This is a genomic window from Gemmatimonadota bacterium (genome assembly GCA_016713785.1).
In the GTDB taxonomy this organism is placed as follows: Bacteria; Gemmatimonadota; Gemmatimonadetes; order Gemmatimonadales; family GWC2-71-9; genus JADJOM01.
The window spans coordinates 357,822-378,670 of the sequence record JADJOM010000001.1 but is presented as its reverse complement, the minus strand read 5'-3'; the positions used below and the strand labels follow the sequence as shown (position 1 = coordinate 378,670).

Annotated in this window: 15 protein-coding genes, 1 tRNA gene and 3 pseudogenes; 15 read left to right on the top strand and 4 right to left on the bottom strand. The window is 72.2% G+C overall.

The genetic code is table 11. The features are described from left to right. Nucleotides 1–503 precede the first annotated feature (503 nt). The 4 genes and pseudogenes from IPJ95_01635 to IPJ95_01620 all read left to right on the top strand — a co-directional run bounded on the left by IPJ95_01635 (nt 504) and on the right by IPJ95_01620 (nt 3,893). On the top strand, nt 504–1,442 hold the full coding sequence (locus tag IPJ95_01635; protein MBK7922315.1) for a cation transporter: 939 nt from the start codon (nt 504–506) through the stop codon (nt 1,440–1,442). 176 nt (nt 1,443–1,618) lie between these two features. Next, nucleotides 1,619–3,478 (top strand): annotated as a pseudogene (gene typA, locus IPJ95_01630) (translational GTPase TypA). Nucleotides 3,479–3,501: 23 nt separating this feature from the next. Beyond that, a complete protein-coding gene (locus IPJ95_01625; GenBank protein ID MBK7922314.1) occupies nt 3,502–3,738 on the top strand; it encodes a hypothetical protein in 237 nt (78 codons plus the stop codon). 81 nt (nt 3,739–3,819) lie between these two features. Continuing rightward, nucleotides 3,820–3,893: transfer RNA gene (locus tag IPJ95_01620), tRNA-Ile, on the top strand. A gap of 99 nt (nt 3,894–3,992) precedes the next feature. On the opposite strand, the gene IPJ95_01615 is transcribed toward IPJ95_01620, so the two are convergent. From IPJ95_01615 to IPJ95_01605, 3 genes are all read right to left on the bottom strand, one after another. After that, the gene (locus tag IPJ95_01615) at nt 3,993–5,468 is read right to left on the bottom strand and encodes a hypothetical protein (protein ID MBK7922313.1); all 1,476 of its coding nucleotides are present in this window, start codon (nt 5,466–5,468) and stop codon (nt 3,993–3,995) included. A 241-nt stretch (nt 5,469–5,709) separates the two neighbouring features. Continuing rightward, nucleotides 5,710–6,333: an NAD(P)H-binding protein gene (locus tag IPJ95_01610; GenBank protein MBK7922312.1), complete on the bottom strand. Its 624-nt coding sequence runs from the start codon at nt 6,331–6,333 to the stop codon at nt 5,710–5,712. Then, nucleotides 6,333–6,731 (bottom strand): DoxX family protein, encoded by a 399-nt coding sequence (locus tag IPJ95_01605; protein MBK7922311.1) that lies wholly within the window; start codon nt 6,729–6,731, stop codon nt 6,333–6,335. The genes IPJ95_01610 and IPJ95_01605 overlap by 1 nt, the downstream gene beginning before the upstream one ends. A gap of 337 nt (nt 6,732–7,068) precedes the next feature. On the opposite strand from IPJ95_01605, the gene IPJ95_01600 reads away from it, so the two are divergent. The 4 genes from IPJ95_01600 (at nt 7,069) to IPJ95_01585 (ending at nt 10,557) form a co-directional block, all read left to right on the top strand. After that, nucleotides 7,069–8,274: a glycosyltransferase family 4 protein gene (locus tag IPJ95_01600; GenBank protein MBK7922310.1), complete on the top strand. Its 1,206-nt coding sequence runs from the start codon at nt 7,069–7,071 to the stop codon at nt 8,272–8,274. A gap of 40 nt (nt 8,275–8,314) precedes the next feature. Next, entirely contained in the window at nt 8,315–9,556 is a 1,242-nt protein-coding gene (locus tag IPJ95_01595) for a polysaccharide deacetylase family protein (GenBank protein MBK7922309.1), read from the top strand. A 111-nt stretch (nt 9,557–9,667) separates the two neighbouring features. Next, nucleotides 9,668–10,291 (top strand): sigma-70 family RNA polymerase sigma factor, encoded by a 624-nt coding sequence (locus tag IPJ95_01590; protein MBK7922308.1) that lies wholly within the window; start codon nt 9,668–9,670, stop codon nt 10,289–10,291. Next, on the top strand, nt 10,288–10,557 hold the full coding sequence (locus tag IPJ95_01585) for a zf-HC2 domain-containing protein (GenBank protein ID MBK7922307.1): 270 nt from the start codon (nt 10,288–10,290) through the stop codon (nt 10,555–10,557). The genes IPJ95_01590 and IPJ95_01585 overlap by 4 nt, the downstream gene beginning before the upstream one ends. On the opposite strand, the gene IPJ95_01580 is transcribed toward IPJ95_01585, so the two are convergent. After that, a complete protein-coding gene (locus IPJ95_01580; protein MBK7922306.1) occupies nt 10,554–11,261 on the bottom strand; it encodes a pentapeptide repeat-containing protein in 708 nt (235 codons plus the stop codon). The genes IPJ95_01585 and IPJ95_01580 overlap by 4 nt on opposite strands. Before the next feature lie 259 nt (nt 11,262–11,520). On the opposite strand from IPJ95_01580, the pseudogene IPJ95_01575 reads away from it, so the two are divergent. From IPJ95_01575 to IPJ95_01545, 7 genes and pseudogenes are all read left to right on the top strand, one after another. After that, a pseudogene (locus IPJ95_01575) lies at nt 11,521–14,121 on the top strand (glucosidase). A gap of 82 nt (nt 14,122–14,203) precedes the next feature. After that, nucleotides 14,204–15,022, top strand: a complete 819-nt coding sequence (locus tag IPJ95_01570) for a glucose 1-dehydrogenase (protein ID MBK7922305.1) — start codon at nt 14,204–14,206, stop codon at nt 15,020–15,022. Then, nucleotides 15,019–16,948: pseudogene (locus IPJ95_01565) on the top strand (glycogen debranching enzyme family protein). Before IPJ95_01570 ends, IPJ95_01565 begins: the two are co-directional and overlap by 4 nt. Beyond that, nucleotides 16,945–17,727: an aquaporin gene (locus IPJ95_01560; GenBank protein MBK7922304.1), complete on the top strand. Its 783-nt coding sequence runs from the start codon at nt 16,945–16,947 to the stop codon at nt 17,725–17,727. The pseudogene IPJ95_01565 and the gene IPJ95_01560 overlap by 4 nt, the downstream one beginning before the upstream one ends. Nucleotides 17,728–17,821: 94 nt before the next feature. Then, nucleotides 17,822–18,211, top strand: a complete 390-nt coding sequence (locus IPJ95_01555; GenBank protein MBK7922303.1) for a hypothetical protein — start codon at nt 17,822–17,824, stop codon at nt 18,209–18,211. Between the two features lie 66 nt (nt 18,212–18,277). After that, on the top strand, nt 18,278–19,147 hold the full coding sequence (locus IPJ95_01550) for a heme-binding protein (GenBank protein MBK7922302.1): 870 nt from the start codon (nt 18,278–18,280) through the stop codon (nt 19,145–19,147). A 587-nt stretch (nt 19,148–19,734) separates the two neighbouring features. Beyond that, nucleotides 19,735–20,790: an SMP-30/gluconolactonase/LRE family protein gene (locus IPJ95_01545; protein MBK7922301.1), complete on the top strand. Its 1,056-nt coding sequence runs from the start codon at nt 19,735–19,737 to the stop codon at nt 20,788–20,790. Nucleotides 20,791–20,849 lie beyond the last annotated feature (59 nt).

The following is a 20,849-nucleotide window of genomic DNA, read 5'->3' as shown; positions in this document are numbered from 1 at the left end:
GCCGACCAGCTCCCGCTGGCGCTGGAGCGGCACCTGGCGAAGAACCCGCGGGCCGCGGTGGCGCGTGCCTCGCTCACCCGCAACGGGCTGGTGATCTGGGTGCCCACCCTCGCTGACGCCGTGACGGTGGCCAACCTGCGGGCGCCGGAGCACCTGGAGATCGTCACCCGCGACCCGGAGGGCGTGGCCGCGGGCATCCGCCACGCCGGCGCCATCTTCCTGGGCGACGACACCCCCGAGCCGGTGGGTGACTACCTGGCGGGCCCGAGCCACGTGCTGCCCACCAGCGGGACCGCGCGGCACGCCTCGCCGCTCGGCGTGTACGACTTCGTGCGGCGGCAGAGCCTGATCCACTACACACCAAGGACCGGCTCTACAACGACGCGTCGCGGATCATCGCGCTGGCCGAGGCCGAGGGCCTCTACGGCCACGCCGAGGCGGTGCGGATCCGGGTGGAGTAGGCCCGCTCCCCGCCGGTCCGACGTCCGCGGTATACTCCCCTCATGGTTTCCCCGCCCTGCGCCCACGTGGACCGCCGGTCGGCCGGCCCGCCGATCGGCCGGCTGGTCGGCGTCTTTGCGCTCACCGCGCTGTTCATGGTGGTGGAGGCGGTCGGAGGGTGGATCTCGGGGTCGCTGGCGCTGCTGGCCGACGCCGGCCACATGCTCACCGACGTCGGGGCCCTGGGGCTCACGCTGCTCACGGCGTGGATCGCCCGGCGGCCGGCCAGCGCCACCAAGACCTACGGCTACCTCCGCTGGGAGATCCTCGCCGCGCTGGTCAACGGCGCGCTGCTCTTCGGCATCGCCGCCCTGGTGGTGGTCGAGGCCATCGGCCGGCTGCGGCAGCCGGAGCCCATCCAGGGGGGCCTCTTCCTGGTGGTGGCGCTGGCCGGCCTGGTGGTGAACGGGGTGTCGCTCGGGCTGCTGCACGGGCATCACGACGGCCACCTCAACACCCGCGGCGCCTACCTGCATGTCCTGGGTGACCTGCTCGGCTCGGTGGGCGCGGTGGCGGCCGCGGGGATCGTGCTCCTGACCGGGTGGACCGCCGCCGATCCGGTGGTGTCGATCGTCCTGTCGCTGCTCATCCTGGTGGGCGCCTGGCGGCTGGTGCGGGAGAGCACCGACGTGCTGCTCGAGGCGGTGCCGCGGCACATCGCCCTGCCCGAGGTGGAACGTCGGATGCTCGCCGTGCGGGGTGTGGCGGCGGTGCACGACCTGCACGTGTGGACGGTCACCAGCGGGATGGTGGCCATGAGCGGCCACGCCATGGTGCCCGACCTGGAGCGGCATCCTGAAGTGCTGGAAGGACTTCGGACCGCGCTGGGGGGGCTCGGGATCGGGCATGTGACCCTCCAGCTCGAGACCTGCGAGGGGTGCCTGGAGACGGCCGCGACGGAGCTCCACGACCACGCCGGCCACGCCGGGCACCACCACTAGCACCACCCCATCGGCGCCCCGGGGGAAGCCCCGAAAACAGGCCCCGGTCCCGCCCTTGCCCCCCTTGCCTACTCTCGTCTATATATGCCGCGCGGAAACCGGGCGGCCCGAATGGGGCACCGGACGTGCGCCGGCGGTCGGCGCGCAACGCGGTACAGTATGTCGGACAGGTCGGGATGGCCCAGAACGAGCAGATCCGTAACATCGCCATCATCGCGCACGTGGACCACGGCAAGACCACGCTGGTGGACCAGATGCTGCGCCAGGCGGGGCCTTCCGGGCCAACCAGCACGTCGAGGAGCGCGTGATGGACTCGAACCCGCTGGAGCGGGAACGGGGCATCACGATCCTGGCCAAGAACACCGCGGTGCGCTGGGGCGACACGAAGATCAACATCGTGGACACCCCGGGCCACGCCGACTTCGGCGGCGAGGTGGAGCGGATCCTGCGCATGGTGGACGGGGGTGCTGATCCTGGTGGACGCCGCCGAGGGGCCGATGCCGCAGACGCGGTTCGTGACCCGGAAGGCGCTGGCCCTGGGGCACCAGCCGATCGTGGCCATCAACAAGATCGACCGGCAGGACGCCGAGCCGCTCCGGGTGCACGACGAGGTGCTCGGGCTGTTCATCGACCTCGAGGCGAGCCACGAGCAGCTCGACGCGCCGTTCCTCTACACCTCCAGCCGGGCCGGCACCGCCACCCTGGAGCTGGACCAGCCGGGCACCGACCTCAAGCCGCTCTTCGAGGCCATCCTCAAGCGGGTGCCGGCGCCGACCGGCGAGGGCGACGGCCCGTTCCAGATGCTGATCTCCACCCTCGACTTCTCCACCTTCGTGGGGCGGATGGGGATCGGGCGGATCGAGCGGGGCCGGGTGCGGGTGGGGCAGGAGGTGGCGCTGCTGCCCATCGGCGTGCCGGGGATGGTGGTCGACGAGGCCGTGAGCAAGGGCCGGATCACCAAGCTGATGACCTTCGATGGGCTCAACAAGGTGGAGACCGAGGAGGTCGCCGCCGGCGACATCGCGGTGATCGCGGGCATCGAGGGGATCGAGATCGGGCGGACGCTCACCGCGGTGGAGTGCCCGGAGCGGCTGGAGGGGATCGCGGTGGAAGAGCCGACGATGTCGGTGGACTTCATCGTGAACAACAGCCCCTTCGCGGGCCGCGAGGGCAAGTTCGTCACCAGCCGCCAGGTGCGTGACCGGTTGTTCCGGGAGCTGGAACGGAACGTGGCCCTCAAGGTCGAGGACACCGACAGCCCCGACACCTGGGCCGTCTCGGGCCGCGGCGAGCTGCACCTGGGCATCCTGATGGAGACCATGCGGCGCGAGGGGTTCGAGTTCCAGGTCTCGCGCCCGCGGGTCATCACCAAGGTGGGCCCCGACGGCGAGCGGCTGGAGCCGTACGAGGAGCTGATGGCCGATGTGCCTGAGGGGTACATCGGGACCGTCATCGAGAAGCTGGGCCCCCGCCGGGCCGAGCTGATCGAGATGAAGAACCCGGGGCAGGGCATGGTCCGGATGAACTTCCGGATCCCGGCGCGGGGCCTGTTCGGCTACCGCTCCGAGTTCCTGACGGATACCCGCGGCACCGGGACCCTGCACCACCGGTTCCTGGAGTACGGGGCGTGGGCGGGCCCGCTGGCGGGGCGGAAGAACGGCGTGCTGGTGGCGGACCGGGTCGGGGAGGCGGTGGGCTTTGCCCTCTTCAACCTGCAGGAGCGGGCCCAGATGTTCATCTCCCCGGGCGACGAGGTGTACGAGGGGATGGTCTGCGGCGAGAACTCCCGCCCCGGTGACATGGACGTGAACGTCGCCAAGGAAAAGAAGCTCACCAACATGCGGACCACGGCGTCGGACGAGAACATCCAGCTGGAGACGCCGCGGCAGATCACGCTCGAATATGCCCTCGAGTACATCGAGGAGGACGAGCTGATCGAGGTGACCCCGAAGTCGATCCGGCTCCGCAAGCGGGCGCTGGCGGCGACGGACCGGAAGAAAATGGCCCGGGCCGCGGCACGGGCGGACGCATCTTAACCCTGCACCCTCTCGGAGGAGTCATGCTGCCGTGGGAAGCGTCGGTCGAGGCGCTGGACATGCGTCGCCGCCGGGACGACGACGACTTCGACGATGACGAGGAAGCCTTCTCGTTCGACGACGAAGACGAGGATGAGGACGAGGACGGCGAGGATCTCGACGACGAGGACCTCGAGGACGAGGATCTCGACGACGAAGACCTCGACGACGTCTCGTTCGAGGAGCTCGAGGACGAGGACGACGGGCCCCGCCGGCGCTAGCCGCGGGTTGCGCCCCGGCGCGCGGGTGGGTTATCCTCCCACCCCTTCGGGGACCCTGGCGGTCTCGCGGGGGCCCTTGCAGGGCCTGTAGCTCAGGTGGTTAGAGCGCACGCCTGATAAGCGTGAGGTCGGTAGTTCAACTCTACCCAGGCCCACTCATTCGACCGCCCCCGGCGATGTCATCGCCGGGGGCGGATCTGCGTTCTGGCCGTTCCCCACCCACGGCTTGGCGGAGCAGGCCCGCGAGGACCGGGCTACGAGCCCAGCGATGGGTCTCCGACGGCCGTGAGCCGCGCCAGCACCGCCCGCGAGCCGGCGTCCGCCCGGAGCGCCGTGAGGGTCGGGTCGCGGTCGAGCGCTTCGGGCAGCGCCCCGCCGCGCGCGGCGGTGACCAGCGCCTCGCGCGCTTCTGCCGAGCGACCGAGCCGCGCCAGGGCCTCCGCCCGGTAGAGGGCCACGGCGGGGTCGGCGGGTCGCAGCCGCTCGGCGATGGCCAGCAGGGCGAGGGCACGCCGTGGGTCCTGGCGCACCAGGTGCTCCCGCGGCTCGTAGAACGAGGTGTAGACCCACACCTGCTCCAGCGCGCGCCGGGCCGCGTGGGCACCCATGGTGTCGGCGGGGTCCCGGGCGCGTTCCACCAGCCCGTCGAGGCCCAGGCGTCGCCAGCTGGTGGCGAGCGGCTGGCTGGTGCGGCGCAGGTCGCCCAGGACCTCGCCCAGCGTCCGGTTGAACGCCTCCTGCTGACGCACCAGCTCCCCCAGATGCCGCTCCGCCTGGAAGACGCCCGGCTGCCGCTCCAGCTCGCGCCGGTGCTCGGTGGCGGCGGCGATGTCGTGCAGCCCGGCAAAGTCGGTCTCGATGGCGCGGAACCGGCGCCAGGCGCGATAGGAGGCCCCGGCGGCCCGCATCATCGCGGCGTCACCGAGGCGGCTGCGGTACAGCGCATCGATCCAGGGGCGGTCGGCGGCCAGCAGGCCCCGGCGCATGGCCTGGAGGTGCATCCACTCGACGGCCTCCGCCAGGTCGGCCGCGCCGGGCCACGCGTGGACGCCGTCGAACCAGCCGATGTGGTGCCGGATGCCGACGCTGTCGAGGCGGGCATCGAGCGCCCACATCTCGTCGAAGTTGTAGTCATCGATGCCCGCCGCGCCGAAGAAGTCCGGGCCGGCGGCCCCCCCCGGGCCCGGTTGCTCGAGCGGGAAGTCCCTGGGGGTCCCGGCGCCGTACCCGATGATCCCCGCGACGTTCCCGCGCAGGCTGTACCCGAAGATCCAGCTGCCGCGCGCCGTCCCCGACTGGCCCACGAGGTAGATCCGGTGGGGGTCGATGCTGAGCAGGCGGTCGGCGTCGTCGAGGATGGCGTTGATGGCGTCGGCGTTGTGGTCCTCGGGCTCGTCACTCCGCGAGTTCCAGGAGCTGAGCACGATGTACCCGAGCCGGTCGGCCACCTCGCGCACCCGTTCCAGCGGGAGCAGCGCGCGCCCGCGGGGATCGAGGACCACGAGGACCGGCCATGCCTGGTCGGTGCTGTAGCGCGACGGGAGGAAGGCGGCGTACTGCTGCTGGCGATTGGACCGGCTGGTGACCCGCTCCACCACCTGGCCTGCGGGAAGCCAGGCGAGGCCGGTGCCGCCGCGGCTGGCGGTGGCGAGCTGGCTGGCCTGGGCGCCGGATGGAGGCAGCGCCCCGAGGAGGAGCCCGGTCACGAGCAGGCGCTGGAATCGCGACACGCGGCGTCCTCCCGGCGGCGGGGCCGGCCCCACGCGTGGGGGCGCACCCGCGGCCAGGGGAGGATCCCGCTGGCGCCAGGCGATCACGCGAATGGTGGTAGGACGCTCGTTAGCCACTCCGGGTTGCACACGTTGATGTACGAAACTGGTGAGCCGCGCGCGCTGCAACATGTGCAACGGCGGAATGCCCGATCGCATGCCACCCATGGGACGGTTGGAACGGATGGAACGTGTGCAGCGGTCAGTCCCCGAGTCCCACGCGCCGCCGCACGAAGGTCAGGTGTTCCACCTGCGTGAGCAGGAAGCCGGCGACATCGCCCACCGCGATCCGGGTGGCGCCTTCGGGCAGCTGGTCGGCCGTCACCCGGTACCGACCGCCCCCCTCCCCATCCACCAGGTCCGGGCAGCAGGCCAGGGTCCAGGCGAGCTCGCTCTGCCGCACTGCCCGCCAGGTGCCGAGATGCTCGGCGTTGATCGCGCGAAAAATGGCGGGAAAGTCCGGGGCCTCCCCCCGAAGGCCGCCCGCGGGATGATCCAGGATGCCACTGCCGGCGACCGCAACGACGCGAGTGAGCCCGACGTGCGCCATGGCAGCGACGATCTGCCGCATGCCGACGGAGAGCACGGTGCCGGGCCGCTCCACCGGGCCGCCGCCCAGGGCACTGATGACCGCCTCGGCGCCCTCGAGGGTCGCCCGCACCGCGACGGGGTCGGTGGCGTCGCCCGTCACGCAGGAGAGCCCGGGGCGTGGCGGCAGGCGGGCCGGGTCGCGCGCCAGCGCATGCACGGCATGACCGGCGGCGAGGGCGGAGGCGATCACCCGGCTGCCGACGCGACCCGTGCCGCCGAAGACGGCCAGCCGCACTAGAAGCGTTCCCCGACGAGGGGCAGCTCCCGCCGGCGCAGCGCCACCACCACCAGTGCCGCCACCATCACGGTGAGCGCCAGCTTGAAGAGCAGGCCGTGGTCGCCCTGGACCTCGATGCCAAGCCGGGTGAGGTGGCTCATCAGCGCGCCGCCCATCAGGCCGACGGCCAGCACCGCGCCGAGGACCGGCGTCTTCGGGTACAGCAGCAATGCCACCGCGACGAGCTCCGCCACGGCGGTGCCCAGGCGACCCCAGGGCTCGATGCCGAGGGTGCTGAAGATGTACCGGCTCTCCGGCGCGCCGGTGAACTTGAAGAAGAGGGTCTGGCCGAGGATCACGGCGGCCGTGAGCTGGCAGGCCCAGCTGACCATGGTGGCCGTGCGGCCGAGCGGCATGGGAGACATCGGACGGGCTCCACGAAGAGAGGGGACGGGCTCGATCTCGCCCAAGAACGCCGTGGAGGGGCGATCGGTTCCGTGGCGGCGGTCGGGAACCGGGAGCGGGGTCCCGGGCTTGACAGCGCATCCGGCAGGCGCCGTCCGGCTGGTTTCCCGCTCCCCGCGCTGGAGGACCCATGACACCGTCCACTCCGACCCCCCGCGTCACCACGGCGATCCCTCCCCGGTACGGGACGGCGCGTGAGGGGGTGCTCCGGATCCTCGCGCGGTGGGAAGAGAGCACCCGGCGGGCCATGCGAGGCGCGGAGTGGTCCCGGGTTGCCGCGGAGCAGCCGTGCGAGTGCTGATGTTCGGCTGGGAGTTCCCGCCATTCCAGGCCGGGGGACTCGCCACCGCGACGGTGGGGCTGGTGAAAGGACTGCTGCGGAACCGGGTGGGGGTGACGCTGGTGGTGCCCTTTCCCGCGGAGCAGTCGCCGTTGCCGGAGCTTCGTCTGGTGAGCGCCGACGGCGCCGTGGAGGAGCTGGTGATGCACCGGGTGCCGTCGCCGATGACCCCCTACGGCGGGGCCGCGGAGTACCAGGAGATCTTCAGCACCCTGCGGCGCGCGAGCCGGGCGCCGGGCGCGGTCTATGGCGCGGACCTCGAGGAGGTGGCGCGCTACGCCGCGCTGGCGGGGGGGATCGCGGCGCGCGAGGCGCACGACGTGATCGACACCCACGACTGGATCACCTTCGCGGCCGGGCTCGCGGCGCGCGCCGTCTCCGGCAAGCCCCTCATCGCCCATATCCACGCCACCGAATACGACCGGGCCGGGGCCGGCGCCAATCCGGAGATCTGCCGCCGAGAACACGCCGGGATGCAGGCGGCCGATCGGGTGGTGGCCAACAGTCACGCCCTCAAGCGCACCTGCGTGGAGCGGTACGGCATCCCGGCGGGGAAGATCGACGTGGTGCACTGGGGGATCGATCCCGACGCGGTGGCCCCCGACCTCCCGGCTGAATCCCCGTTCCGCGCCCGCGGCGCCGGCGCGCGGGTGCCGGTGGTGCTCTTCCTGGGCCGGGTGACATGGCAGAAGGGGCCCGACTACTTCATCGAGATGGCGGGGCGCGTGGCAGCGCATGTCCCCGGAGCCAAGTTCGTCGTGGCGGGCCAGGGGGATATGCTCCCCAGGCTCATGCACCGGACGGCCGAACTCGGCATCGCGGACCGGGTGCACTTTGCCGGCGCGGTGGCGGGGCGCCAGGTGCAGCGACTCTACCGCCTGGCCGACGTCTGCGTCATGCCCTCGGTGAGCGAGCCGTTCGGGCTGGTGGGGCTGGAGAGCTTGCGGCATGGCACGCCCTGCATCCTGCCGCGCGCCGCCGGGGTGTCCGAAGTCATCGCCAACGCCTTCAAGGTGGACTTCTGGGATCTGGACGCGATGACCAACCAGATCGTGGCGCTGCTGCGCCACCCCGCGCTGCGGGCCGAACTGGCCGACAACGCGCGCCGTGAGGTCGAAGGCCCGCGCTTCTCCTCGAAGAACCCGCCCGGCTGACCGCCGCTGCCTACACCCGCACCCTCCAGGGGAGCCCTGCATGACCGCCATCTGCCTGTACGCCCAGGTGCACCAGCCGTTCCGCCTGCGGCCCTACGGCCTGTTCGACATCGGCACCGGGGCCGAATACTTCGACACTGAGCAGAATCGGGCCCTCCTCCGGCGGGTGGCGGAGAAGTGCTACCTGCCGGCCAACCGGCTGCTGGCGGACCAGATCCGGCGGTCGCAGGGGGAGTTCCGGCTGGCGCTCAGCCTGAGCGGGACATTGCTGGACCAACTGGCGGCGTGGGCGCCCGAGGTGTTGCAGAGCTTCCAGGAGCTGGTGGCCACCGGGGGGGTCGAGCTGCTCGGCGAGACCTATCATCACAGCCTGGCATCGCTCGCCTCCGAGGCGGAGTTCGTGGCGCAGGTGGAGCGGCACCGGGCCGCGATCGGTCGCCACTTCGGCCAGCGGCCCGTGGTGTTCCGCAACACGGAGCTGATCTACTGGGACAACCTGGCGCCGCTGATCGCGCGGCTCGGGTTCCGGGGGGTGATGGTGGAGGGGGCCGACCATGTCCTCGACTGGCGCTCGGCCAACCACGTCTATGCCGCCACCACCGCGCCGGGCCTCCGCCTGCTGCCGCGCCACTATCGGCTGAGCGACGACATCGGGTTCCGCTTCTCCAACCGGGCGTGGGACGGCTGGCCGCTCACCGCGGAGAAGCACGCCGACTGGATCGCCGCCAGCGGCGGGGACAGCGTGCACCTATACGTGGACTACGAGACCTTCGGGGAGCACCAGTGGGCCGACACCGGCATCTTCGCGTTCCTGGCCCAGTGGCCGCGGGAGTGCCTGCGGCGGGGGCTCACGTTCGCCCATCCCGGCACGCTGGCGGCGCGGGCGCCGGTGGCACCGCTCGCCTTCACCCGGCCCACCTCCTGGGCCGACGTGGAGCGGGACACCACCGCCTGGCTGGGGAACCGGCTGCAGGAGGCGGCGCAGCAGCGCATCTACGGGATGCGCGAGGCGGTCCTCGCCGCCCGCGACCCGGAGCTGCTGGAGCGGTGGCGCCGGCTCACCACCAGCGATCACCTGTACTACATGTGCACCAAGTGGTTCGCGGACGGCGACGTCCACAAGTACTTTAGTCCGTACGAGTCGCCCTACGACGCGTTCGTGGCGTGCATGAACGTGCTGCAGGACCTGGAGCAGTCGCTGCCGGTGCCCATCGTGGAGGCAGCGCCACCGGCGCTTGCCGCCCGCCGGATGCTCGCCGCCCGGCGGTCCGCCATGGTCTGAACGGCACCGGGGAACCTTCCGGGGCGCGCCAGCGTTACCACTCGAGGCCCGGGGCCTCGTGGGGGAGACTGCTGCCTGATGAGGGCTTCCAAGCGATGACCGGCCAACGACATGGATGATCTGAACGGGGGCGCCGCGGAGGTGGCGGCCCCGGCGGCGGCCTTCGAGGCGCTGCTGGCGCCGGTCCTCGACGCGGCCTATGGGACCGCGCTCCGGTTCACCCGGAATCCCGCGGATGCCGAGGACCTGGTGCAGGAGGCCGCGCTGCTCGCCTTCCGGGGATTTCACACATTCCAGGTCGGGAGCGGCTTCCGAGCCTGGTTCTTCCGGGTCCTGACCAACTGCTATTTCAGCCGGTACCGGAAGCAGAAGCGGCAGGGCACGGAGCTGGCGCTCGATGACACGCCCGAGCTGTACCTGTACTGCCAGACGGCGGCGCTGGGGCTGCACGCGCGGAGCGAGGACCCGGCAGCCGAAGTGATGAGTCGGCTCGAGACGGAGCACGTCGAGGCGGCGATCGCGGCGCTCCCGGAGGAGCACCGGGTCGTGGCGTCGCTCTACTTCATGCAGGATTTCTCCTACCAGGAGATCGCGGAGATGGTGGGTGTCCCGGTGGGGACGATCCGGTCGCGGCTGCACCGCGGGCGGCGGATGCTGCAGCAGGCGCTCTGGGCGGTGGCAGTGGACCGGGGCATCGTGGCCGCGCTTGCCGTCGCGGGAAGCGAGGGCGCATGAGCACCCATCCGCCCGATCGCTTCACCTGCGAGGAGGTCTTCGCGCGGCTCGACGACTACCTCGACCGGGAGCTGACGCCCGACGAGCTGCGCCTGGTGCGGGCGCACATGGAGACCTGTGCCGTGTGTGCCGCGGAGTACCGGTTCGAGCAGGGGGTGCTGCAGGGCGTGCGGCAGAAGCTGCAGCGGCTGGCCGTGCCCGACGGGCTGATGGCCCGCATCACCGCGCGCCTGGCCGCCGAGGGCGGGAAGGACGCCGCGGGCTAGTCGGCCAGGCGGCGCAGCACCGCCTCCGCCAGGCCGATCCCCTCGAGGAAGGCGGTGGGCAGGCCGTGCGCGATCCCGGCCAGGGTGGCGAGGTCGAGCGAGGAATCGGCAGAGTGGCTCGTGGCCTCGAGCCCGAGCGCCAGCGGCAGGCTCGGCACCGCGGCGAAGATGGTGCGCCCCAGCGCGGCGTCGGCCATCCGGGCCGCGGTGAGGTCGGCCCGGTGCAGCACGGCGTGGGTCAGGTCGGCGTGGGTCAGGTCCGCGCCGGCGAGGTTGGTCCCTTCCAGCAGCGCCCCCCTGAACGTCGCCCCCCGCAGGTTGGCCCCCGCCCAGTTGGCCCCCCAGGGAGCCTCCGAGAGATCCGCGCCGGACAGATCGCAGCCGGCCAAGGTGGTATGGTCGAGGCCGCTTCGCTGCATCCGCGCGTCGCGGAAGTCCGCGGGTGCGGTGGCGGCCCCCGCCAGCTTGAAGCTGGTGCGACCCAGGTCCGCGCCGCGGAAGCTGGCGCCGCTCAGGTCGGTGCCGAGGAGCCGGGCGTCGGTGAGGCGCGCGCCGGCGAAGCTCGCCGCCCGCAGGCAGGCCCCGCTCAGGTCCGCGCCCCGGAGGTCGGCACCGTCGAGGCGGGCACCCCTCGAGGTTGGCGGAGCAGAGGTCGGCGCCGCGGAGCCGCGCGCCGGTGAGGTCCGCGCCGGGCAGCTCGGCATACAGGAGGACGGCATACGGCAGCGACACGCCGGCGAGCGTGTCGGTGTCGGTCTCGAGCAGCAGCGCCCCGGTGTCGCGGCGCACGATCCGGATCATGGGGGTCGTCCGGTCGAGGGAAGGGAGAGGGTCCCCTAACCTACAGCGGCCGCGGCGGGATGGTAGCGGGAACCCCCCGGGCCCCCCCGGCGTTGAGCGCGCACGGCCATGGGGCAGGTTGCCCGGGCGCGGCGCGAGGCAAGCGGAGGCGGCGTGCGACAGATCACGGCGGAGGACGGTCGGCTGGACCAGACCCGGCGCGGCGCGGTGGACTGGCGGCGCTGGGGGCCCTACCTGGCGGAGCGGCAGTGGGGGACGGTGCGGGAGGACTACAGCGCTGACGGCGCCGCGTGGGACTACCTGCCGCACGATCACGCCAGGAGCCGCGCCTACCGCTGGGGGGAGGACGGGCTGGCGGGGTTCTCCGACGACGGCCAGCGGCTCTGCCTCTCGCTCGCGCTGTGGAACGGGCAGGACCCCATCCTCAAGGAACGGCTCTTCGGCCTGACCAACGGCGAGGGCAACCACGGCGAGGACGTGAAGGAGCTGTACTACTTCCTCGATGCCACGCCGAGCCACTCGTACCTGAAGATGCTGTACAAGTACCCGCAGCGCGCGTTTCCCTACCGGCAGCTGGTGGAGGAGAACGCGCGGCGCGGCATCGGCGCGCCCGAACTTGAGCTGATCGATACCGGCCTGTTCGACGACGACCGCTACTTCGACGTGGTGGTGGAGTACGCCAAGGCCGGCGCGGACGACATCCTGCTCCGGGTGACGGTCCACAACCGCGGTCCCGGGGCGGCCGAACTGCACCTGCTGCCACAGCTGTGGTACCGCAATACGTGGTCGTGGGCGCCCGGGGCGGCCCGCCCCGAACTGCGCCGGACCGATGACGCGGTGCTGGCCCCCCACCCGAGCCACGGCGACTACCGGCTGCGGGTGGACGGGAGGGTGGAGTGGCTGTTCACCGAGAACGAGACCAACGTGGCGCGGCTCTTCGGTGCGCCGGCCACCGGGGCCTACGTGAAGGACGCCTTCCACGCGCGGGTGGTGGAGGGTCGCGCTGAGGCGGTGAACCCCGAGGAGCGGGGCACCAAGGCGGCGGCCTGGGCGCGCGTGACCATCCCGCCGGGCGGCACGCACGTGCTCCGGGCGCGGCTCTCGCCCGAGGGCAGCGGGTTCGGGGACTTCGAACGGGTGATGGACCTGCGGATCCGCGAGGCCGATGAGTTCTACGACCGGCTGCAGCGTGACCTGCCCGATCCCGACGCGCGCCTGGTCCAGCGCCAGGCCCTGGCCGGGATGATCTGGAGCAAGCAGTACTTCTACTACGACGTGCCGGAGTGGCTGGCCGGCGACCCGGCCCAGCCGACCCCGCCGGCAGGGCGGCGGCGTGGCCGGAACGCCGAATGGCGGCACCTCAACAACGCCGACATCATCTCCATGCCCGACACCTGGGAGTATCCCTGGTACGCGGCGTGGGACCTCGCCTTCCACTGCATTCCCCTCGCGCTGGTGGACCCCGAGTTCGCCAAGGGGCAGCTGGTGCTGCTCACCCGCGAATGGTACATGCACCCCAACGGCCAGCTGCCGGCCTACGAGTGGGCCCTCGGCGACGTGAACCCGCCGGTGCACGCGTGGGCCACCTGGCGGGTGTTCCAGATGGACCGCAAGCGCCGCGGCGATGCCGGCGACCTGGCCTTCCTGGAGCGGGTCTTCCACAAGCTGATGCTCAACTTCACCTGGTGGGTGAACCGCAAGGACGCCCAGGGCCGGAACGTCTTCCAGGGCGGCTTCCTCGGCCTGGACAACATCGGCGTCTTCGACCGCAGCGCGCCGCTCCCCACCGGCGGGTTCATCAACCAGGCCGACGGCACCGCGTGGATGGCGATGTACAGCCTCAACCTGATGCGGATCGCGCTGGAGCTGGCGCGGCACAACCGGGTCTACGAGGACATCGCCACCAAGTTCTTCGAGCACTTCCTCCACATCGCCGAGGCGATGACCAACCTCGGCGACGGCGGGGTGGGCCTGTGGGACGAGGGGGACCAGTTCTACTACGACGTGCTCAATACCCCGGACCAGCGGATGGTCCCGCTGCGGGTGCGGTCGATGGTGGGCCTCATCCCCCTGTTCGCCGTGGAGACTCTGGACCAGGCCCTGCTGGAGGAGCTGCCGGAGTTCACCGCGCGGCTGCGCTGGTTCCTCGAGGCCCGGCCAGACCTGGCGGCGCTGGTGTCGCGGTGGGAGACGCCCGGGATGGGCGAACGCCGGCTGCTCAGCCTGCTGCGAGGCCACCGGATGAAGGCCCTGCTGCGCCGCATGCTGGACGAGACCGAGTTCCTGTCAGAGTTCGGGGTGCGGGCGTTGTCACGCCATCACGAGGCCGCGCCGTACCGGTTCGACGTGATGGGCATGCCCCTCACGGTCCGGTACCAGCCGGGGGAGTCCGATTCCGGGCTCTTCGGGGGGAACTCGAACTGGCGGGGGCCGATCTGGTTCCCGGTCAACTACCTGCTCATCGAGTCGCTGCAGAAGTTCCATCACTACTACAGCGACGACTTCCGGGTGGAGTGCCCGACCGGCTCGGGGCGGTACCTCACGCTCGCGGAGGTGGCGGAGGAGCTGACCCGTCGGCTCTCCCGGCTCTTCCTGCGCGGGGCGGACGGGCGCCGGCCGGGGCTCGGCGACCATCCCAAGCTGCAGCATGATCCGCACTTCAGGGACCTGGTGCTGTTCCATGAGTACTTCCATGGCGACACCGGGCGAGGCGTGGGGGCATCGCACCAGACCGGGTGGACCGGGCTGATCGCCAAGCTGCTGATGCCGCGGACGCCACGGGCGGAGGTGCCTTCGGCCGCGGGGCCGCCCGCGCGTGCCGCCCATCCCCGGCGCGGAGGCGAACATGCGGCCCGCTGAGACGCCGGCGCCTCTGGAGGGCCAGCGGGCGCTGGTCACGGGGGCCAGCTCCGGGATCGGTCGCGCGATCGCGTTGGCGCTGGCGGACGCCGGCGCCGACGTCGCCATCAACTACTCTTCCGCGGCGGAGGCGGCGGAGGCGGTGGCGGGGCAGATCCGGGACCGCGGCCGCCGCGCGGTGGCCCTCCGGGCGGACGTGGGGCGCGAGGCCGAAGTGGTCGCTCTGTTCGCGGGAGCCCGCGAGGCGTTCGGGAGCCTCGATATCCTGGTGAACAACGCGGGGCTGCAGCAGGACGCGCCACTGCACGACATGACCCTGGCCCAGTGGCAGCGGGTGATCGACGTGAACCTCACGGGCCAGTTCCTCTGCGCCCGGGAGGCGGTGCGTGAGTTCCGGCGCCGCGGGCCGGAGCCGGCGCGCTCGCGGGCACTGGGAAAGATCCTGTGCGTGAGCTCGGTGCACGAGGTCATCCCCTGGGCCGGGCACGCCAACTACGCCGCCTCCAAGGGGGGCGTCAGCCTCCTGATGAAGAGCATTGCCCAGGAGTACGCCGCGGAGGGCATCCGGGTGATGGGGCTGGCGCCGGGCGCCATCCGGACGCCGATCAACCGCGCCGCCTGGGAGACGCCCGAGGCGTATGCCGCCCTGATGCGGCTGGTGCCGTACCGGCGCATCGGCGAGCCGGAGGACCTGGGGCGCGCCGCCGCCTGGCTGGTCTCCGACCAGGCCGACTACGTCACCGGCACCACGCTCTTCGTGGACGGGGGCATGACGCTCTATCCCGGCTTCGAGGAGGGCGGATGATCCCCGCGCTCGAGGCGGAGTGGCTGGAGACCGACGGGCTCGGTGGGTTCGCGAGCGGGACCGTCGGTGGCTGGCGCACCCGGCGGTACCACGGGGTGCTCACGCCGGCGGTCGAGGTGCCGTCGCGTCGCGCGGTGCTGGTGGACGGCTTCGAGGCGTGGTACGAGCGGGCGGGTGTCCGGACCCCGCTGACCACCCAGCACTACGCGCCCGAGGTGTTCCATCCCGACGGCCACACACGGCTGGCGGCCTTTGCGGCTGCCCCCTGGCCGCGCTGGACGTGGCGGCTCGCCGGCGACGTCGAGATCACCCAGGAGCTGGTGCTGCCGCACGAGCGGCCCGCGGCGGTGTTGCGCTGGCGGGTGAACGCCGCCGGTCGCGGCGGGCGGCTCGTCGTGCGTCCGCTGCTCTCGGGGCGCGACAGCCATGCGCTGCATCACGAGAACCCGGCGCTCCGCGCCGAGACCGTGGTCGAGGGCGAGCGGGTGCGGTGGCAGCCGTATGCGCAGCTGCCGCCGGTGCAGAGCCTCGCGGCGGCGGACTACCAGCACGACCCGCAGTGGTATCGCAACTTCCTGCTCGCCGAGGAGCGGGAGCGCGGCTTCGAGCACCGGATGGACCTCTGGTCGCCGGGGGAGCTGTGCTGGGATCTCACCGGCGGCGAGGCCGTCTGGGTGCTGCTCGCGGAGGGGATCGAGGGCCACGTGGCGCCGGGGCGGAGCCGGGCCGCCACCCTCGGCACCCGGCTGATCGACGCGGAGGCGACCCGGCGCGGGGCGCTGGGTGATCCGCTCGTCCGCGCGGGCGACCAGTACCTGGTGCGTCGCGGGGCGGGGAAGACGATCATCGCGGGGTATCCCTGGTTCACGGACTGGGGGCGGGACACGTTCATCGCCCTCCGGGGCCTCTGCCTGGCGACCGGGCGGCTCGACGATGCCCGCGACATCCTGCGGGAGTGGGCGGGCCAGGTGTCCGAGGGGATGCTGCCGAATCGCTTTGTCGAGGGAGGCGACCAGCCCGAGTTCAACACGGTCGACGCCTCGCTCTGGTACGTGGTGGCGGTGCATGAATACCTCGAGGCCCGCCGGCGGGTGCCCGCCGCGGAGCGGCAGCGGCTGCTCACCGCGGTCGGGGCCATTCTCGAGGGCCACGCGCGCGGCACCCGCTACGGCATCCGCATGGATGCGGATGGCCTGCTGGCCGCGGGAGCGCCGGGGGTGCAGCTCACCTGGATGGATGCCCGGGTTGGCGAGTGGGTGGTGACGCCGCGCATCGGCAAGCCGGTGGAGATCCAGGCGCTGTGGATCAACGCGCTGCGGATCGGCGCTACATCGGATGCGCGCTGGGGCCCCATCGCCGAGCGGGCGACCAGGGCCTTCGGTGAGCGCTTCTGGCTCCCGGGCGGCTACCTGGCGGACGTGGTGGACGCGGACCACGTGCCCGGCGCGGTCGATGATGCCTTCCGTCCCAACCAGGTGCTGGCGCTCGGGGGACTCCCTGGCCCGTGCTCGACACCGCGCGCGGCCGCCAGCTGCTGGAGGGGGTGGAGGAGCGATTGTGGACACCGATGGGCCTCCGCAGCCTGGCCCCCGACACGCCCGGGTACCGGCCCCGGTACGTCGGGGGCCGGTGGAGCGCGACGGCGCCTACCACCAGGGGACCGTCTGGCCGTGGCTCGCCGGCCCCTTCATCGAGGCCTGGGTGCGGGTGCGCGGCGACACGCCCGCCGCCCGTGCCGAGGCGCGGGGCCGGTTTCTCGAGCCGCTGCTGGGGCAGCTCACGCGGCTTGGCCTCGGGCACCTCGCGGAGATTGCCGACGCCGAGCACCCGTTCACGCCACGCGGCTGCCCCTTCCAGGCCTGGTCCCTGGGCGAACTGCTGCGGCTCGACCGGGTGGTGCTGGCGCCGCCGTCCGGCCGGCCATGAGGCCCCGGTGGCGGGACCACCTGCCTGAATACCTGGCGGAGGCGTTCGGGCTCGGGCTGTTCATGGTGTCGGCCTGCGGGTTCGCGGTGCTGTTCTTCCATCCCGGCTCACCGGTAGTCCAGCGCCTGCCCGGGATGTTCGCCCGGAACCTGGCGATGGGCCTTGCGATGGCGCTGACGCTCGCGGTGAACGTCTATGGCCCCTGGGGCCAGCGGTCCGGGGCACACCTCAACCCGGTGGTGACGCTCACCTTCTACCGGCTGGGCAAGGTGGCCCGGGGTGACCTGCCGGGCTACGTGCTGGCCCAGTTCGCCGGCGCCCTGGCGGGTACGGGCGTGGCGGCGCTCATCTTCGGTGAGCGGCTGGCGGATCCGACCGTCAACTACGTGGTCACGGTGCCCGGTCCCTCCGGCGTGCTCGTGGCGCTGCTGGCCGAGCTGCTGATCGCGTTCGTGCTGATGCTCGTGGTGCTGCACGTGGCGGCGACGCCCGCGCTGGCCAGGTACACCGGCGCGTGTGCGGCGGTGCTGGTGGGGCTGTACATCACCGTCGAGGCGCCCTACTCCGGGATGAGCATGAACCCGGCGCGCACGGTGGGGTCGGCGGTGTTCGCCGGCACCTGGACCGGGTGGTGGATCTACTTCCTCGCGCCGGGGCTCGGAATGCTCGCCGCGGCGGAGGCGTTCCTGCGCCTGCGGGGCCCGCGGGCGCGCCTGTGCGCCAAGCTGAGCCACGTGGAGGGGGTGCGCTGCATCTTCTGCGAGCATCACGCCGGCTGAGGCGGGAACCGATCCGGGGGCAGCGGCATTCTCGCGGTGCAGGCCACGCGGCACCGGCACGGCGCCGGTGCGAGACCACACTCCGGAGGATGCAATGCGCAGGATGTTCGCGGCTGTCGCGATGCTGGTGACCCTGGTCGGGATGACGACCGCGGCCACCTACGCGCCGAAGAGCTTCACCAGCAAGCCGTTCATGGGCGTCAAGGCCAACACCGGCACCGTCACCGCCACGGTCGACGCCGGCCGGATCTCGCTCAAGGTGTCCGATGACTTCGTCATCCCCGACACCCCGGCGCCGAGCTGGCAGATCGTCGACTCGAAGGGCAACACGTACCTCCTCAACCAGTTCCGCATCAAGGGCGACAAGACCAACCGCACGCTCACCCTGCCGGCCTACATCAAGGACGTGGCCAAGGTGCAGGTGTGGTGCTCCTTCGCCGAAGTGCTGCTGGGCGAGACCAGCTTCGACACCATCGTCAAGTAACCTGTCACTGGCACACCGCCGGTCGGGCGTCCCCGGCCGGCGGTCGTGTTTCCGGGAGGATCCCCCATGCGCATGACCCGACTGGCCGTGCTCGCCCTGGTGGTGGCCGGCCTGGCCACCCCCGCCACCGCCCAGGTGGCCCAGCACCGGAGCCTCACCCTCGAGGGTGCCCGCAACGTGATCGCGGCGGCGGCTGCCTTTGCCCGCACCCGCGCCGGGACGGGCGTCATCGCGGTGGTGGATGACGGCGGCCACCTGATGGCGCTGGAGCGGCTCGACGGCACCTTCGCCGCCGGCGCCACCATCTCCATCGGCAAGGCGCGGACGGCCGCGCTGTTCAAGAAGCCCACCCGGGTGTTCGAGGAGCTGATCAACAAGGGCCGCACCGCCATGACGACGGTGGACTTCACCCCGCTGATCGGGGGCGTGCCGATCGTGCTCGACGGCGAGATCGTGGGCGCGGTGGGCGTGAGCGGCGCCGCGAGCGCGCAGGAGGACGAGGAGGTGGCGCTGGCCGGCGCGGCGGGCGTGACCGCCCGGGTGTCGGCGGCGGCCCCGATGCACCAGCCGGAGGTCAGCTACTTCAGCCGGGACGAGGTCCGGGCCGCCTTCCAGCGCGGCAGCGTGCTGCTCGACGGCGCGGGGCGGAACTACATGGTGCACGCCAGCCGCCGCGAGAAGGCCGGCCAGGCGGAGGTGCACGCGCTCGACACCGACGTGATCTACGTGCTCGACGGCTCGGCTACGCTGGTGACCGGCGGGACGGTGGTGGGCGGCAAGACCACCGAGCCCAACGAGGTCCGCGGCGACGCCATCGACGGCGGCCAGTCCCGCCGCATCGGCCGGGGCGACGTGATCACCGTCCCGAACGGCACCCCGCACTGGTTCCAGGAGGTGCAGGGCCCGCTCACCTACTACGTGGTCAAGGTGCGGTAGCCATGCGCAACCCAATCCTGCTCATGGCCGTCCTGGCGGTGGTGCCCCCCGCCGGCCTGGGCGCCCAGGTGACCGGTGACGCCCCCTCCGGCAAGCCCGTGGCCGTCATCGACCTGGGCACCAGCGACGGCACAACGCTGGTGCGCGGCAGCTGGCGCTACAGCGACGCGGCCTTCGTGGCGGTGGACCACCGTGAGCCCGGTCCGGACCTGCGGGCCAGCGGTCCGCCCAACCGCACCCACGACATCACGCCCCACGCCGGGCCGGCGGAGTTCGACGACGGCGCCTGGCCGGTGATTCCCGCGGAGTCGATCGCCGTTCGCCGCGGGCACGGCCGGTTCTCCTTCAACTGGTACCGCATCAACGTGACCGTCCCGGCCCGGGTCGGCGCGCTCGACCCGACGGGCATGACGATCGTCTTCGAGCTGGTCGTGGACGATTACGCCGAGGTCTGGGTCAACGGCACGCTCCCGCTGGTCCTCGGCCAGGCCGGCGGCCAGCTGGTCAAGGGCTTCAACGCCCCCAACCGGGTGGTGCTCACGCGCGACGCCCGCCCGGGGCAGCAGTTCCAGCTGGCGATCTTCGGGATGAATGCGCCGGTGTCGCATCCGCCGGCCAACTTCATCTGGATCCGCAGCGCCACGCTGGACTTCCTTCCCCCCGGGGCCGCGCGCGTCGGGACGCCGGTGGCCACCCGCATCACCCGGCTCGACCCCGGGCTCGATGACGTGCTGGCTCCCGGCGTCCAGGCCGAGCGGCTCGCGGGCGGCTTCGAGTTCGTGGAGGGGCCGGTGTGGGTGGCGGAGGGCGGTTACCTGCTCTTCAGCGACCCCAACACCAACACGATCTATCGCTGGAGCCCCGACGGCCAGGTGAGCGTGTATCGCACCAAGAGCGGCTACGCGGGCGTGGACATCGGCCGCTACCACCAGCCGGGCTCGAATGGCCTGACGCTCGACCGGGAGGGGCGGCTGCTGATCAACCAGCACGGGCACCGCCGGGTGCTGCGGGTGGAGCGCACCGGCGCGCTGACGGTGCTTGCCGATCGCTTCGAGGGGCACCGCCTCAACAGCCCCAACGACCTGGTCTACCGATCGGATGGGGGCCTCTACTTCACCGACCCGCCCTTCGGGCTGCCACGGGTCTTCGACGACCCGGCCAAGGAGACGCCCTGGAGCGGGGTCTACCGGCTCAAGGACGGACGCCTCACGCTCCTCACCCGGGAGCTGCGCGGCCCCAACGGGCTCGCCTTCTCGCCGGATGAGCGGACGCTGTACGTGGACAACTGGGACCCGGCACGGAAGGTGATCATGCGGTACGACGTGCGGGAGGACGGGACGGTCGCCAACGGGCGGGTGTTCTTCGATATCACCCGCACCGTCCCGGAAGATGACGCCTGGGATGGGCTCAAGGTGGATGCCCGCGGCAACCTCTACGCCGCCGGCCCCGAGGGGATCTACATCCTGGCGCCCGATGGCCGGCACCTCGGCACGGTGACGCTGCCGGAGCACGTGGCCAACTTCGCCTGGGGCGACGCCGACCTGCGCACGCTCTACATCACGGCCAGCACGGGGCTCTACCGCCTGCGGGTGGAGCTGCCGGGCACCGTGCCCTTTGCCGGCGCCACCGCCGCCAGCCGCTGAGGCGCCACCCCGGCCCGCGCCGCACGGCTCGGGCCGACCGGCGCCGGGAACCTCCGGCC

What these genes read in the sequence shown, in the direction of transcription:
- IPJ95_01560 (MBK7922304.1), top strand. Translation starts at nt 16,945, where the DNA reads ATGAGGCCCCGGTGGCGGGACCACCTGCCTGAATACCTGGCGGAGGCG.
- IPJ95_01625 (MBK7922314.1), top strand. Translation starts at nt 3,502, where the DNA reads ATGCTGCCGTGGGAAGCGTCGGTCGAGGCGCTGGACATGCGTCGCCGC.
- IPJ95_01545 (MBK7922301.1), top strand. Translation starts at nt 19,735, where the DNA reads ATGAATGCGCCGGTGTCGCATCCGCCGGCCAACTTCATCTGGATCCGC.
- IPJ95_01570 (MBK7922305.1), top strand. Translation starts at nt 14,204, where the DNA reads ATGCGGCCCGCTGAGACGCCGGCGCCTCTGGAGGGCCAGCGGGCGCTG.
- IPJ95_01595 (MBK7922309.1), top strand. Translation starts at nt 8,315, where the DNA reads ATGACCGCCATCTGCCTGTACGCCCAGGTGCACCAGCCGTTCCGCCTG.
- IPJ95_01590 (MBK7922308.1), top strand. Translation starts at nt 9,668, where the DNA reads ATGGATGATCTGAACGGGGGCGCCGCGGAGGTGGCGGCCCCGGCGGCG.
- IPJ95_01635 (MBK7922315.1), top strand. Translation starts at nt 504, where the DNA reads ATGGTTTCCCCGCCCTGCGCCCACGTGGACCGCCGGTCGGCCGGCCCG.
- IPJ95_01580 (MBK7922306.1), bottom strand. Translation starts at nt 11,261, where the DNA reads ATGCCGAGCTGCCCGGCGCGGACCTCACCGGCGCGCGGCTCCGCGGCG.
- IPJ95_01585 (MBK7922307.1), top strand. Translation starts at nt 10,288, where the DNA reads ATGAGCACCCATCCGCCCGATCGCTTCACCTGCGAGGAGGTCTTCGCG.
- IPJ95_01605 (MBK7922311.1), bottom strand. Translation starts at nt 6,731, where the DNA reads ATGCCGCTCGGCCGCACGGCCACCATGGTCAGCTGGGCCTGCCAGCTC.
- IPJ95_01555 (MBK7922303.1), top strand. Translation starts at nt 17,822, where the DNA reads ATGCGCAGGATGTTCGCGGCTGTCGCGATGCTGGTGACCCTGGTCGGG.
- IPJ95_01550 (MBK7922302.1), top strand. Translation starts at nt 18,278, where the DNA reads ATGCGCATGACCCGACTGGCCGTGCTCGCCCTGGTGGTGGCCGGCCTG.